Genomic DNA, 14782 nt, shown 5'->3' on the forward strand with positions numbered 1-14782 from the left:
GTGGCGACTCCTGCGGTCAGTGTCCGGGAGCTTCGGAAAGGGTTTGGCAACGGTGAGGTTCTTGCAGGTGTCGACCTCGATGTACCTGCAGGTGAGATTACGCTCCTCATGGGACCAAACGGTGTTGGTAAAACAATTCTTCTGTCGTGTATCGCGGGTGGGCTTTACGCTGATGCTGGCGACATCTCCGTTTTTGGTGACTCCCCCGACGCGGCCACTGAGCAACTGAGTTTCATGCTTCAGGACGCGATGCTCGTCGACGAACTGACCGGCCACGAGAATATCGCGTTCTTCCGTGACCTCCATCCCCGAACGACCGACCAGTATGAGGATATTCTCGCAACGCTTGATTTTGATATCGAGGCGCTGGAGATGGAAGTCGGGGACTATTCGGGCGGGATGAAACGAAAGCTCGAACTCGCCATCTCGTTGAGCGTCGAAGTCCCACTGTACTTGCTCGACGAGCCGACCGCTGCGCTGGATATGACGACTGTCAATCAGTTGCACTCGGTGCTTGCGTCTCGCCGTGAGGCGGGCGAGACACTACTCATCTCTAGCCACCTCCCTGCAGATGCCGAACTCGCCGATACAATCGCTTTCGTCGCCGAAAACGGGATCACTGCTATCGGCTCACCCGAGGAACTACTGGCGGCTGTACCATCGGTCGTACTCGCCGATGGGCCAGCCGATATCGCAAGCGCAGTCCGCGATGGCAGGCTGTTTGAAGACAAAGTTCATCGGCGTGGGTTCCTTCGTGAGGGTGTGAGCCCTGAGTCAGTCACCGGTGAGAAGGGGGCTGCTGTGCAGGTTCGGGAGCCAACCTACACCGATATGTTCAACTACTACGTCCATCTCAGAGAGGAACACGATGAGTGAGGATACCGAAATCGACCCGGACCTGCTCCGCGAGGAAGTGAGCCAGATTAAGGATGCAATGGGCATTCAAGAGCGGTATCCGAGCCGGTTCCGGTTCTGGCTTGTCACTGGGCTAGCTGTCTTGCTCGCGTCGAGTGCCTCACAGCTCATTGCACTCCGGGAGTTGTCGGGCTCGCTCCACGCCGTTGCGTGGTGGGTCCCACTCGGTGTTGCCGGACTCTACCAGTGGTGGTCCACAGATAACAGCGACGCCACAGTGACCGAAGCAAAACCGCGCATCGGCGTACTCTGGTTGTCCGTGTTCGCGCTGTATTTCGTGTTCTTGGTTACACTCACCCCAGTACTCGATGGGATGAACGGGGCAGCCGGTGAGATACTCTTGTTCAGCCTTATTGTCGGCCTCGTCGGCGTCGGCTACCTTGTCGTCGGCGAGGCACTGCGAGCGTACTACATCCGCCGTCGTGACCGCTGGGCGTTCTACATCGGTGGCGGCTGGATGCTGACCCTCGCAGCACTGATGCCAAACGTCGACATTTTCCAGACGTGGGGCTACGCGACCTTTGGTATCGCGTTCGCGATTCACGCAGTTGTCTCATATCTCGCACTCAAATAAGCATGGAATTCGACAAACTCGTCCACCAGCCGACACGGCTACAAATTTTCGCGTACCTCTACCGTCACGGCCGCTGCCCGTTTACCGAAATCGTCGACTCACTCGACGTGACCGAGGGGAACCTGTCGAGTCACCTACAGACAATGGAATCGGAGGAAGCAGTGCTGGTCGAAAAGGAGTTTGTCGACCGGAAACCACAGACGAGTTATGAACTTACCGACGAGGGGAAACAACTGTTTGAGAACCACATCGAAACCCTCGAAGCACTTATCGATGGGATTGGCGAGTGAGACGGTTGTGTCTGGGTGCCCTGATACTTTCAATCAGGTTTGTCTTGTCGTCGGAAACAGGAGTTTACTGTCTCCAACGGTGAATTGAAGCTATGGAGTCGTACCTACGCGCTGGCGTCGCTATCTACAATGCTGGCGAATACCATGCGGCCCACGACGCCTGGGAGAATCACTGGCTCAACCTGACACAGGGAACCGACGACGAGCAGTTCCTGCACGGACTCATCCAGTTTACAGCCGCAGTTTACCACGCCCACAACCGTAACTGGAGCGGCGCGACTGGTCTTGCCGCGAGCGCTACCGACTATCTTGCAGACCTGTCAGCAACCTATCGTGGTGTCGACCTCGGTTCGGTCAACCGCTATCTTGTTGCCCTCAACAACGACCCCGAGCGAGTCGAGCGACAACGGCCACTGCGACTCGCCTACAAGGGGAGCGTCGTTGGGTTCGGTGACCTGGATTTCAACGAAACAGCAATCGCTGCGGAGGTACTCGCCGAGGAGCATGGCTACGACGAGGCCATGGTCAGACAAGCAATCGACTTCGCACGAGCAGACCTCGACAGCGAGCAGACTGCCAGCCCATTCGTGACGTTCCTCTTTGATTTTGTTCGCGAACCCGACCAACGGGGGATTATTCTTCAGCGCCTCGAAGAACACGTTACGCGTCGAGTGCACAGAGAGAGCGATGTCTCTGGGCTGTTCGATGCCCGCGAGTGACTTACTCGTCGGTGAACGCCACGTCTCGGAACTCAAAGCGTGCGCCACCTGTATCGCTCTCGGAGAGCTGTAGCGACCAGCCATGTGCCTCGGCTATCCGTCTGACGACAGCTAATCCAAGACCGGTACCGTGTGGGAGATCGGATGTTCCAGTCGCAAACACTTCATCACGGTTTTCTGACGGGATACCCGCCCCATTGTCCTCGATATAGAATCCGTCCGATACGTCACCGACAGTTACTGTCACGTCAGTTCCAGCATGCTCGATTGCGTTGCGAAACAGGTTCGAAAACAGTTGATGGAGCTGTTTCTTGTCGGCACAGATACGCGCCTCAGTTTCGAGATTCAGGTTTGTATTGAGCGTTCGAACCGCTTGCCAGTTATCTTTGACACACTGGTCGAGTGCAACTGGTTCGGTTACGGTATCGAGAGACCCCTCTCGGGCCAGACTGAGCATGTCGTCGATAAGTCGGCTCATTCGGCGTATTGACCGGTCCATGTGGTCGAAATGTTCCGGGTCATCGGTTTCGCGGGCAAGAGTTGTTCGGGCTTTGAGGACACTGAGCGGGTTCCGCATCTCGTGGCTCAGTCGGCTTGCAAACTGATCCAGTTGCTTGGTCTGTTGTTCCAGTTGTTGTGCGCGCCGTTCGAGTTCGTTTTCGCGGTCGATGCGCTCCATAGCGGCATCCGCTCCATCAGCGAGCAACTCAATGAGGTGACGGTCAGTCTGGTCGAATACCGCACGTTCCTTTGTTGCGCCCTGAAAGACGCCCCAATCACCGAGTGGGACGCTGAGTAGCGAGCGGTACGTCGAGTTTGCCACACGATACTCCGTTTCAGACAGGTCGTCGATGATGTACGTCTCGCCGGATGTGTAAGTATCGACGGCGAGACTGTTATACTGGTCAAGAGGCGTCTCAGTGTAAAAATTATCGAACGACATTCCGGAGCCAACAGCCCGTGTCTTCAAGAGATCTCCCTCACGAGTATTCAGCGTACTGATACCGATATCCAAGACCTGTTCGACAGTCTCAACGAACAGGGAATAGATGTCGTCGGCTTTCGTCGCACGCTTCATCTCTGTCGAAACTTCGTGTATTGCCTCAATCTGTCTGTTCTGTTGTCTCAGTTCCTCGGTCCGCGTTTTGAGTGCTGTCTCTCGTTGGATTCGTTTGACTGTCGCTGCAAGCGGTGCGAGAAGCAACTCAAGCAGTCGCAGGTCTGTTTCATCAAAGACACCAGTTTCCCGCCCAAGTGCCTGGAACATACCCCAGTCACCGATCGGGACAGTCAACGCACTCTGAATGTGGTCGTCAATCGGCACAGCTTCATCGACTGTGTTAGTTTCGTTGTCAATTCGGGACTCACCGGCTGCAAACGCTGCCCCCAAAATGCCTTCATCGAGTGCAAACTGGCTGTCACCGGCACGAAGCGACGTGTCACCGCCAGCTGCGACGATGTTGAATCGTCCGCGTTTCTCGTCGGCTTCAGTGATAGCACACCGGTCGAACCCAATAATATCGAGTGCGACCGACACTGTCTGTTGGCTCCCCTCTTCGATGGTGTCAGCAGCGTACAGTTCATTTGTCGCTTGGTACAGCCGTTCGAGCGTCTGACTGTCGAGCGTCGGCGTGGTCTCCTCCGAATCAGTTGGTTTGTTTGTCTCCATCTGTAATTCGTATAGGCCTAACGGTCCGTCAGTCGTCTACTGAAACGTTTTTGTGAGAAGGTATATAAACATATTATACATCCATTTTTTGATATTTTTGCTGTACGAAAGAGGTGATCTCGCGATTTCACACGCTGTGAGTGTAGATTACCGTATCTCGCCATCAGCAGACAGACCAGCACGCTTCGGGAGGGACGTCTCAAACAGTGTCAGCCAATTTTTGTCGACACTATGCACAGCAGTCCGTGTACATGCTGCCAGTTGGATTCTCGAAAGCCTTTAGAAGGCAACCCGGCCTAACACCGATAACGAGGTGGCCTCCAGTGAGACTCATTATTACTGAAAAAGACAACGCCGCGCGCCGAATCGCAGACATCCTGAGCGACGGAAGTGCCGAGGCAGACAGGCAGAAAGGCGTGAACGTCTACCGCTGGGGAAAGACCCGTGTCGTCGGGCTTTCTGGCCACGTTGTCGGTCTAGATTTTCCCGAGGAGTACACCAACTGGCGCGATGTCGAGCCAGTCGAACTCATCGACGCCGACATCGTCACGGACCCCACACAGGAGAATATCGTTCGGACGCTCTCGGACCTGTCGGGACGTGCAGGCGAGGTGGTCATCGCGACGGACTACGACCGCGAGGGCGAACTTATCGGAAAGGAAGCATACGAACTCGTCCGTGAGGAGTTCGATGGCCCTATCGAACGGGTCCGCTTTTCGTCGATTACCGACCGCGAAGTACGCGAGGCCTTCGATAACCCCGACGAACTTGACTTTGACCTTGCTGCTGCCGGGGAGGCGCGACAGGTTATCGACCTCATCTGGGGAGCCGCACTTACTCGCTTTCTCTCATTATCGGCACGCCAGCTCGGTAACGACTTTATTTCCGTGGGCCGAGTCCAGTCGCCGACGCTGAAGCTTATCGTCGACCGCGAGCGCGAAATCGAGGCCTTCGACCCCGAGACGTACTGGGAACTCTTTGCAGACCTTACAACCGCAGAGGGTGGAGCAGACGAAACCTTCGAATCTCAATACTTCTACGACGACGACGGCAGCGAGGCCGAACGTGTCTGGGACGAAGACACTGCCACGTCGGCTCACAGCGCCCTCGAAGACGCGGATGCCGCGACAGTCGCCTCTGTCTCGCGTCGAACGCGGACAGACTCGCCGCCAGAACCGTTCAACACGACTGCCTTTATCAGCGCTGCCGGGTCACTTGGATACTCTGCACAGCGAGCGATGTCAGTTGCTGAGGACCTCTATACTGCGGGGTATCTCACCTACCCTCGAACAGACAACACAGTGTATCCCGACGATCTCGACCCCGAAGCGTTGCTTGATTCGTTTGTCGGTAGCGACGAGTTCGGAGAGGATGCCGAGTCACTGCTTGCACTTGACGAAATCGAGCCGACGCGTGGCGACAAAGAGACGACCGATCACCCACCAATTCACCCCACCGGAGAACTGCCTGCATGGGGCGACCTTGACGAGGATGAGTGGAATATCTACGAGCTTGTTGTCCGGCGATTTTTCGCAACAGTTGCTGAACCCGCAACGTGGGAACACCTTCGGGTTGTCGCCAAAGCAGGCGGCCACCAGCTCAAAGCAAACGGGAAACGTCTCGTCGAAGAGGGGTATCACGCAGTGTATCCATACAGCAGTGCCAGCGAGAACTTCGTGCCTGACGTATCCGAAGGCGAACAGCTCGCTATTGGCGATGTAGAACTCGCCGAGAAGGAGACACAACCGCCACGGCGCTACGGCCAGTCCCGGCTTATCAAAAAGATGGAGGAGATGGATATCGGGACAAAGGCAACCCGTCACCACATCATCGAAAAGCTGTACGACCGTGGCTACCTAGAGAACGACCCGCCGCGGCCAACGAAACTCGCCGAGGCCGTCGTTGATGCTGCCGAAGCCTTTGCCGACCATGTCGTCAGCGAGGAGATGACAGCCCAACTCGAAGAAGATATGACTGCCATCGCCGAGGGGGAAGCAACCTACGAGGAAGTGACAGAAGCATCTCGGGAGATGCTCCGGCGTGTTTTTGACGAGCTCCGGGACTCACAAGAAGAGATCGGCGAGCATCTCCAAGAGTCGCTCAAGGCTGACCGGCGCTTGGGTCAATGCCCGGATTGTGGTGATGAGTTGTTGGTCCGCCGGAGCAGACAGGGGTCGTACTTTGTCGGCTGTGATGGCTTCCCAGACTGTCGGTTCACGCTACCGCTGCCGAGTACAGGTGAACCACTTGTCCTTGATGAGCGCTGTGAGGAACACGACACCCACCACGTGAAGATGCTCGCCGGCCGAGATACGTTTGTCCACGGCTGTCCCCGGTGTGCCGCCGCCGAGGCAGACGAGAGTGAGGACCGCATCTTAGGAGCCTGTCCCGAGTGTGGAGCGGACGGTGCCGAAGAACAACAAAACGAAGACGGTGAGGGCGGCGGAAAGCTGGCTATCAAACAGCTTCGCTCTGGCTCGCGGCTGGCCGGCTGTACCCGATACCCGGACTGTGAGTACTCCTTGCCACTACCCCGGCGAGGCGACATCGAAATCACCGACGAACATTGCGACGAGCATGACCTGCCCGAGCTTGTCGTTCAGGACGGCGACGAGCCTTGGGAGCTTGGCTGTCCGGTCTGTAACTATCAGGAGTACCAGGCTCGCCAGGCAATCGACGACCTCGAAGACCTGAACGGCATCGGTCCGGCGACCGCCGAGAAACTCGCCGACGCCGGCGTCGACTCACCCGAGGACCTCACCGACATCGACCCTGATGACCTCGCACAGCGGACCCAAGGCGTGACCGCCGAAACGGTCCGAGAGTGGCAGTCACAGCTCGCGAGCTAGGCGTCTGTCTCGCCCAAAACCCCCATTCTCGGCAGTGTCTCTTACCGAGACCGCCACAGAGTATAATAGACTGCCCCAAAAAGTGTAGTAGTACAGACAGCTGGCATACGCTATACTCCGATCATGCTCGATATTCGAGGGAAAATAACAGGCCTACTATTCATTTTGCTTGTCGTTGCAGCAGTGAATGTAGGTGCTGTCTACTACGTCCAGCAGGGGATTCAAGAGACGACAACCACCATCGAGGTTACTAACAATCAAAGCGTGTTGAGCCAGGAGATAGCGTTTCACGCGTTCAGAAAGGCCGAGGGGACGAGCGACGGGACAGATCTTAGTGTGGCAATCGAGCAGTATGAACGGAATCTTGCGGCGCTTGAAAACGGAACCGACGACAACGAGGCCGTGGCAAACGGATTACAGACCGAGCCAGTTCCGACTGCGGCACGCCCGGAGCTCCGAACCCAGAAGCAAGTCTGGGCGAACTACTCGCAGAGTGCCAGCACAATTGCAGATCAAGAACCGTTTAAGCAGGCGTACCAGTCTGCTGTCGACTCGATTGTTGCTGGTGAGAATACACTCGAGACAGAGACGCGCCAGATTGTAGAGGGGTACCGGGAATTAAACGGAACGTACACGACGGAATTGGCTGTTGCGCGCGAGCTACAGTTTCACAGACAGGCTATCGAAACAGCCGTGTTACAGCATTCGCAGGCAGTCGCTACGACTGTCCGATTCGAAAACAGGATGGCTTCTCACATCGAGGACTATGAACGGCTGTTTTCGCTTCTCGAAGATGGAGGCACGTACGACGGACAGACTGTCGAGCCAGCGCCACGAGCAGTCCAAGACAGTATTACCAAGATTCGTGAGCGATGGCCTGCGTATCGAGACACCGTGAACACCGTGTCTGAGTTGGACCGACTCAACGAGGCGTTTTGGACAGCACTCCGGTACATCGAAACCCACAGTGAAGAGCTAAATAATGCGAGTGCAACGCTCGCAGCCACGATGAACGACGTCATCGCCGACCAACAGCAGACACTCCAGCGGCTGCTTGCCGGCCTCTTCGTGCTTGATGTCGTTGTTGTTCTTTTTTGTACCGCCTGGGTCCGTCGCCGTGTCACGACCCCACTGGAACTCGTTACTCGAAGGGCAGAGGATATTGCCAACCAAGATATCGATGTGACGCTTCCCGAGACGGACCGAGATGACGAAATCGGACGGCTTTTTGGGTCGTTCGAACAGATGCGTGCAAACATCCAGTCGAACATGCGGGACCTCCAAACTGCGCATGAGGACGCAGATACGGCCAGACAGATGGCAGAAGAGGCCCGCGACGAGGCCCAGCAAGCACGTGAGAACGCCGAACGTCTCAACGAACAGCTTCGAGTACTGGACCGACTGCTGCGCCATAACCTGAAAAACGATATGAACGTTGTTAAACTCGAAGCCAGACTCATCCAGAAAAACAGCTACGCCGACGAGATGGCACACGTTGAGACGATCCTGAAAAAAACTGACGAATTGCTCGAAAAAACAGACAAACAGCGACAGATAACGAGAACACTCACGACGGACCCCAACTATATGAAGTTTGATCTTGTTCGGGATATTCACTCTCTCGTCGACGAGCATCGGAGTCGGTTTTCGGATGCGACGATTACATTTGATTCGCCCGAGAGTGTCACTGTCATTGCGACTGGGACACTCAATTCGGCGTTCCGTGAGTTGATAGAAAACGCACTCATGCACAACGATTCGGTCACGCCAGTAGCTGAAATTACGATAACATGCACTGACACAACGGCGTCTGTCCGCATCGAAGACAATGGGCCACCATTGCCAGAGCAAGAACAAGACGTACTGGAAGGGATACAGGAGACAGACCCGCTCAACCACGCCAGCGGGATGGGCCTCTGGCTTGTGTTCTGGTCTCTGCAACAATCGAATGGCGCGGTTGCCTACGAGCGTCGGGAGCCACGTGGCAATGTTATTACTGTCACGATACCACGGACTGAGACACACATCCAGTCCGAACACGAGGATTATGACAAAGACTGATACTGGTGGGCGTGTTAGTTACTGTCGTGCACGGTAGCCCGAGCCGGCGGGAGTATCTTGCAGTTGCTGGAACAGCGATAGTTACCGGGACTGCAGGATGTATGGATGGCTCGGAGGCGGACCAAGAGATGTCCCCCAGTGAGACTGGAGGCGACACCAGCGGAGCAACATCCTCCAAAGCCAGTACAGACTCCGAGACGACGCCACTAGTGACGGGTGCCGACGCTCCCTTTGAACCGTTCGTCGTGAACACAGAGCCTGACAAACTCACGGGATTCGACGTCGAGATGCTTGAAACCGTCATCGAGACTATGCCAGCACACACCCACGACCGGTGGCTTGCACTCGACGAGTGGCCCGATGATTTCATCGACGCAATCAACGGCGGTGGAGCGGATGTCGGCGTTGGAGCGGTCACGATTCTGGACCAGCGCGAACAGGAGTGGGGAGTCCGGTTCACAGACTCGTATTTCGTTATCAACCAGGCGTTTTTCGTTTCAGCCGGAAGCCAGTACCAGCCCACTGCCCCGCCAGACCTGACAGCGCATACGATTGGCGCTAAGCAGGGAACAACAGGGGCTAGGGAAGTCACTGACCTCATCAAGAAGGGAATTCTCGATCCAGAAGCACTCGAAACGTTTCCACATATCGAGGATGCTATACAACAAGTCGTCGACGGCTCGCTTGATGTCGGCGTCATCGACCATCCGGTTGCACAGTCATACAGCGACGAGTTCGATATCGAAATCGCATTCGAGATATATACAGGAGAAGAGTATGGCTTTGTCGTTGACGAAAGCAGAGACACACTACTCAAAGCACTCAACGACGGGATAGCAACTGTCCGGAGCAACGACGCCCTGTTTGGTGGGCTCGTCTCCGAGTGGTTCTAGCTGTGCTCTGTCGATGGGTGGGACAACTCTCTCGTGGCCTGTGGTAGGTCCTCCGAAGTCGTTTCGAACACTTCCGGGGGCTGCGGTACTCCTTGAGAGAAGGCTTAGCGCCTGCACTCAGCTAATCATCTCCCGTCGCTGGATCGGGATCGTCTGTTTCGATGCTATCAGGAGTATCTGTCCCCCGGACATCGCCGGTACGCCAGGTACCGCGTCGGAACCACAGCCACGCGATGACTGCCCCGGCGACGTTCGATACGAAAAAGGCGAGCCAGATACCACGTGGATCCTGCTGGCCGAAAAACCACAGGTTCGTCGAGAAAAGACCCTGCGAGGCGACATAGGCGATTGGCAAGCGAATGCCGGCCAGCGTGAGCACCGATATCGCTGCGGCGATCAGCGTCTTTCCAGCACCACGAAAGCCCCCAGTGAACGCTCGCATAATTCCAATGAAGCCAAATGACAGCGCGACGTATCGAAGGAACTCCGCCCCGACATCCAAGACGGCTGGGTCGTCGGTAAATACGTTCACGATTGGTGTCGGGAACAGGAAAATAGCGAGCCCAGCAAGTGCCAAAACGAAGAACAGTCCCTTCGCAGCGACGTAGTTAGCCGCCTGTGCGCGGTCGTAGTTACCGGCACCGATGTTCTGGCCGCTCATCGTCTCGACCCCACGGGCGACGGCAATCGCCGGTAGGAAAATGACAGAGAACACACGAGTCCCGATTCCGAAGCCGGCGACGACTTCTTTCGAGAACAGGCCGACAACGAGCAACAGGGCGTTGATAGACAGTGCGCGCCCGGTCCCTTCAATCGACGCTGGGACGCCGATGGCGAGTATCTTCCGGAGATACTGAAAGTCCGGAATCATGTCCCGAATGTGGATCTGAATGCCGCGACGGCCGCCAAGCATGATGTAGATGCCGACGAGCATCGCGAGACTCCGCGAGAATACGGTCGCAATCGCTGCACCTTCGATGCCGAGTTCGGGGAAGGCAATCGTCCCAACAACTGGGGCATCCGAGATGAGCGTCCAGCCGTTGATGAGGAACGGGTCGAGAATCACGTTGACGATGACCGTCCCAAACATGACGAGCATCGGTGTGATGGTATCGCCCGCGCCCCGCATCAGCGAGATGAACACGAAAAACCCGAACATAAAGGGTAGGCCCAGTGCGACGACCTGCATATAGCCTGTCGCCCCTGGGAGAACAGCCGGCGACGCTCCGAGGAACGAGAGGAACGGTCGGACGAACGGATAGCCGATCAGACCGAGCGCCAACGAGCCAAAGAAGGCGAACGTGACCGTCTGTGAGGCGGCGTACTCGGCCTTGTGCTTCTCGTCGGCCCCGGTGTGTTGGGCGACGAGGACACTCCCGGCGACCGAGAGACCCATACCAAGCGAGATGAGCAAGAACACCATCGGGAACGCGAAAGAGATTGCTGCCAGTGCATCTGTCGAGTACTGGCCGAGCCAGAAGGTGTCCGCGAGGTTGTAGGCGGTCTGCATCAAGTTCGTGATGACAATCGGCAGTGAGAGGTACAGGAGTGGCTTGACGATCCCACCTTCGGTGAGATTCAGCTCCTCTTGTCCCTTGAACAAGTTCACGCGATCACCCCCGGATCGCCAGTTCGGTATAGTCGCGCTCGCTTACGCTGCACGTTCACACGACCACCTCCGATCCCGATTCAGGCTCCCACCCGAGTTGCAGTTCGAGATACTGCTCAACGAGAATGCGGGTGGCGTCGGCATCTTCACCGAGTGCAACCGTTCGAACGTGCGTGCCGTTGATCATCGTGACGACATGGCGCGCGACTTGCTTTGGCTCGGCATCTTCAAACTGGCCCGCATCGATACCGTCGCGGACGGCAGTCGCAACCACCGACCGCATCACCTCGTCGAGCGCGAGGAACCGCTCGCGAAACGAGTCCTGATACGGGGACTGCCCTTTCATTTCCATCAGAGCAACAGGGAATTCGTTGGGGTTCTGTGCGGTGAAGACGGCGTCAAAGAAGGTTTCGAGGCGCTCGCGTGGGTCCTCTGCGTCACAGGCCAACCACGCCTCGAACCGGTCGAGGAGGTCATCAAGGAAGGCGTTCAACAGCTCCGCCTTCGTGTCGTAGTGGTAGTGAATCGCTGCGCTCGTCATTGACGCTTCCTCAGCGATTCGCTGCATCGTGAGGTCAGCGTAGCCGTACTCGCACAGCGCCCGCCTTGTCGCTTCGATTATTTCGTCTTCGGTCTCCGTTTCCATTCTTGTTATTGCGTAGTGCCTGATTACTTAACCACTTTCTGACTAGTTAGTCAGTCAAATATCTGTTACTTTTGGATCGGTTTCACGCCACTGTAGCGATAGGGTACACTCGGCGTGTCGGTACCCGGACACACCGCTCTCCTCGAAATCTCGTGTTTCAATCCGACAGCGACCGTTGTACCGATATGGAACTCACGGACGGTCTGCTCGTGGCGCTTTGTCCCCGTGGTACCGTCGCCATCACTAATTACGAACGGAGACACAATCCCGGACGGACGAAACTCAAAACACTGTGATTGACTCTCTGATATCGCTCTTCGTAAGCAAATTTCGAGTCATTAAACACCGAGGCTGTTTTTGATCGCAGCATCGATCCTCGCCATACGCGTTGCTGGCACCGACCCGATGTTCTTTTTTACTCGTTTGCTGATATCGACGACGCGAATCTGACTGAGATCAGCCACGGAATCGTGATTGAGAGCGGTGTTCGACGCACAGACTTCCACCTCAAACGGGTAGATATCATTGGGGTCGTACTGTTTCGTCAAGGGCGATAATCGTCGTTGGGGAGTATTGGTTGCCAACATCGTTTTGAATGACGACACGGGGCCTATTCGAACCCTGTTGTTCGCTCCCCTCTGTTGGATTCTCGGTAGTGACGATGTCTCCGCGACATACCTGCACACGTCACTCGCCCCACTCTGGAGCATCCCCGAGTTGCTCGGTTGCTTCTGCCGACGTTCCGTGCATCTTTTCGGCCAGCTGCCGAGAGCGGTCGGCTCTGATCTTGTAACCTTCCGCTAAGCTCCCTTCATCCATCGGTGGCTTGATGATAATTTCATCGTTGACCTCAACGAATCGGATCTTGTCGCCACCTTCGATCTCGCGGCGGTCACGAATCTCTTTCGGAATGGTGACTTGACCTCTGTCACCGACTTTTCGGGTATGTTCTGTCAGACGAGTTTATACTTTTTTCATACTCATAGTGTTGTCAGTGCTACCGAGCGTTTTGCAGAAATGAGTCTGATAAAACCCTATTTGATCGACACCTTACCTGCTGAAACAGCCGTTAGGTAGGTGTGCGACCATATCGACAGTGTTCCAATAGAGTCCCTGTTCCCCAGATGATAAATCATAATAACCACTAGAGGGTAAGCGGTACAGTCAGCATCCATGTCTTTCGAAGACCGGAGTAAGAGAGAAGTCGATCGAAGGCTCTCACGACTCAGAGACGAATACGGAACCTTTCCCGTGGACGAAAAGACGGTCATGAACGATCCAGATTTCTTCAAGCACGGTCAGGACTTAGTGAAAGATGGCTGGGTTGGGGATGCTGGAGCGTGGGTCACGGACGATTCGAACAGAGTACTCCTGATTCAACACAGCGAAAGTGTAGATCAGTGGGGAACACCAGGTGGCGGCCACGAACCCGAGGAATCAATGGAAGAAACCGCACTTCGTGAGGTCCGAGAGGAAACTGGTATCGATTGTTCCATCACGAACGTCTTTTGGGCACGTCGCAAGACAGTAGTTCTGAAGGACGACCCCGACCAGCGGTACTACATGCTCACAGTGCAGTTCGAGGCTGGTTATGAAGGAGGTGAGATCTCGATCAGTGACGATGAGATCCTAGAGGCTAGATGGTTCTCCGAATCGCCGGACAACGTCGCTGACTTCCTCGAAGAAAAAGTACGGACGTGGAACAGTACGATCGATCCATGAAGGTATTTGCTTTCGACCGCGACTATACCGTCGACGTGAGCCCGCATCCCGAGCAAACAGTCGTCCCACTCGGGTGGGTTACGCATCTCGCTCAGGAAACTGAACACGAGGTGTGGGCGATCGGAAATCAGGATCTCAAGGCCGAGGCAGATATTCCGGGTATACAAGAACTCATTCGGCAGTTGGACAACGAGTGGTACGAGAAAATCGGTGACAGAGCGGACGAAGAGTGGTTCGATGAGTGGCCGACACGGAAAGAACGACTCCGCATGCTTGAGGAACAGTTCCCACGAGCATCAGAGTATATCGTGATCGACGACGCCGATCTTTCAGATATCGACAGGTGGACCCACTATTTCGCTTGGGACTTCGTCAAAGCGGTTGAGTCCGATACCATAGATACGAACTTTCCTGGTAGGTAACCGCGATTGTGGAAAGGCCTGCATCTATTCAGACGACCGATAGATGTGTAATTATCTGAGGATTTCAACAGAGCCCCAGAACTGAAAGAAGAGGTATGAATATTTACATTCACACAGACACTGGCAGTATGCATGGTCTCGTCAGTCGAGGACATCTTCTATGAGTACATCTATGGTGATTGGGATTCCCTCCAGCGGTGGGCTTGGATATACGTTCACGTCGGCATTTTGCTTGCGACGGTGTTGGTGGGATACACACTCGCCAATGAGCGATATCTGTTGACACTGCTTTTGCTTCCGTTCCCGACTGGGTTTCTGTACAGGCGGTACACGTACGCGCGACCCCGAGACGAGAGCAAGTGACATCCATCTGCCTCTACGCTCCGAAAGGCTGTATTTAAGTGACGGCGATT

General features: G+C 55.6%; 14 protein-coding genes and 1 pseudogene. 10 read left to right on the top strand and 5 right to left on the bottom strand.

Annotated elements, in window-relative coordinates; all coding sequences use genetic code 11:
• From N5098_RS10070 to N5098_RS10085, 4 genes are all read left to right on the top strand, one after another.
• Positions 1 to 876 (top strand): ABC transporter ATP-binding protein, encoded by an 876-nt coding sequence (locus N5098_RS10070; RefSeq protein WP_267637741.1) that lies wholly within the window; start codon positions 1 to 3, stop codon positions 874 to 876.
• Positions 869 to 1489 carry a hypothetical protein gene (locus N5098_RS10075; protein WP_267637742.1) on the top strand — a complete coding sequence of 207 codons (621 nt, stop codon included), beginning with the start codon at positions 869 to 871 and terminating at the stop codon, positions 1487 to 1489. The genes N5098_RS10070 and N5098_RS10075 overlap by 8 nt, the downstream gene beginning before the upstream one ends.
• Positions 1490 to 1491: 2 nt before the next feature.
• Positions 1492 to 1779, top strand: a complete 288-nt coding sequence (locus N5098_RS10080) for a transcriptional regulator (protein ID WP_267637743.1) — start codon at positions 1492 to 1494, stop codon at positions 1777 to 1779.
• A gap of 92 nt (positions 1780 to 1871) precedes the next feature.
• Positions 1872 to 2498, top strand: coding sequence for a DUF309 domain-containing protein (locus N5098_RS10085; protein ID WP_267637744.1), 627 nt, complete (start codon positions 1872 to 1874; stop codon positions 2496 to 2498).
• 1 nt (position 2499) lies between these two features.
• On the opposite strand, the gene N5098_RS10090 is transcribed toward N5098_RS10085, so the two are convergent.
• A complete protein-coding gene (locus N5098_RS10090; RefSeq protein WP_267637745.1) occupies positions 2500 to 4167 on the bottom strand; it encodes a GAF domain-containing sensor histidine kinase in 1668 nt (555 codons plus the stop codon).
• Positions 4168 to 4490: 323 nt separating this feature from the next.
• Between N5098_RS10090 and N5098_RS10095 the strand changes: the two genes are divergently transcribed.
• From N5098_RS10095 to N5098_RS10105, 3 genes are all read left to right on the top strand, one after another.
• Positions 4491 to 7016, top strand: coding sequence for a DNA topoisomerase I (locus tag N5098_RS10095; protein WP_267637746.1), 2526 nt, complete (start codon positions 4491 to 4493; stop codon positions 7014 to 7016).
• Positions 7017 to 7139: 123 nt separating this feature from the next.
• A complete protein-coding gene (locus N5098_RS10100; protein ID WP_267637747.1) occupies positions 7140 to 9077 on the top strand; it encodes a HAMP domain-containing sensor histidine kinase in 1938 nt (645 codons plus the stop codon).
• Positions 9078 to 9103: 26 nt separating this feature from the next.
• Positions 9104 to 9970 carry a transporter substrate-binding domain-containing protein gene (locus N5098_RS10105; protein ID WP_267637748.1) on the top strand — a complete coding sequence of 289 codons (867 nt, stop codon included), beginning with the start codon at positions 9104 to 9106 and terminating at the stop codon, positions 9968 to 9970.
• A gap of 121 nt (positions 9971 to 10091) precedes the next feature.
• Here N5098_RS10105 and N5098_RS10110 read toward each other — a convergent pair whose 3' ends face one another.
• The 4 genes and pseudogenes from N5098_RS10110 to N5098_RS17590 all read right to left on the bottom strand — a co-directional run bounded on the left by N5098_RS10110 (position 10092) and on the right by N5098_RS17590 (position 13182).
• Positions 10092 to 11579: an MATE family efflux transporter gene (locus N5098_RS10110; protein ID WP_267637749.1), complete on the bottom strand. Its 1488-nt coding sequence runs from the start codon at positions 11577 to 11579 to the stop codon at positions 10092 to 10094.
• Between the two features lie 55 nt (positions 11580 to 11634).
• The gene (locus N5098_RS10115) at positions 11635 to 12225 is read right to left on the bottom strand and encodes a TetR/AcrR family transcriptional regulator (RefSeq protein ID WP_267637750.1); all 591 of its coding nucleotides are present in this window, start codon (positions 12223 to 12225) and stop codon (positions 11635 to 11637) included.
• A 338-nt stretch (positions 12226 to 12563) separates the two neighbouring features.
• A pseudogene (locus N5098_RS10120) lies at positions 12564 to 12909 on the bottom strand (type II toxin-antitoxin system PemK/MazF family toxin).
• A gap of 3 nt (positions 12910 to 12912) precedes the next feature.
• Positions 12913 to 13182 (bottom strand): AbrB/MazE/SpoVT family DNA-binding domain-containing protein, encoded by a 270-nt coding sequence (locus N5098_RS17590; RefSeq protein WP_368408015.1) that lies wholly within the window; start codon positions 13180 to 13182, stop codon positions 12913 to 12915.
• 312 nt (positions 13183 to 13494) lie between these two features.
• On the opposite strand from N5098_RS17590, the gene N5098_RS10135 reads away from it, so the two are divergent.
• The 3 genes from N5098_RS10135 to N5098_RS10145 all read left to right on the top strand — a co-directional run bounded on the left by N5098_RS10135 (position 13495) and on the right by N5098_RS10145 (position 14732).
• Positions 13495 to 13947 (top strand): NUDIX hydrolase, encoded by a 453-nt coding sequence (locus N5098_RS10135; protein ID WP_267637752.1) that lies wholly within the window; start codon positions 13495 to 13497, stop codon positions 13945 to 13947.
• Entirely contained in the window at positions 13944 to 14369 is a 426-nt protein-coding gene (locus N5098_RS10140; RefSeq protein WP_267637753.1) for an adaptin protein, read from the top strand. Before N5098_RS10135 ends, N5098_RS10140 begins: the two co-directional genes overlap by 4 nt.
• A gap of 132 nt (positions 14370 to 14501) precedes the next feature.
• A complete protein-coding gene (locus tag N5098_RS10145) occupies positions 14502 to 14732 on the top strand; it encodes a hypothetical protein (RefSeq protein ID WP_267637754.1) in 231 nt (76 codons plus the stop codon).
• Positions 14733 to 14782 lie beyond the last annotated feature (50 nt).

Source organism: Halovenus rubra, from assembly GCF_026586665.1.
GTDB lineage: Archaea > Halobacteriota > Halobacteria > Halobacteriales > Haloarculaceae > Halovenus > Halovenus rubra.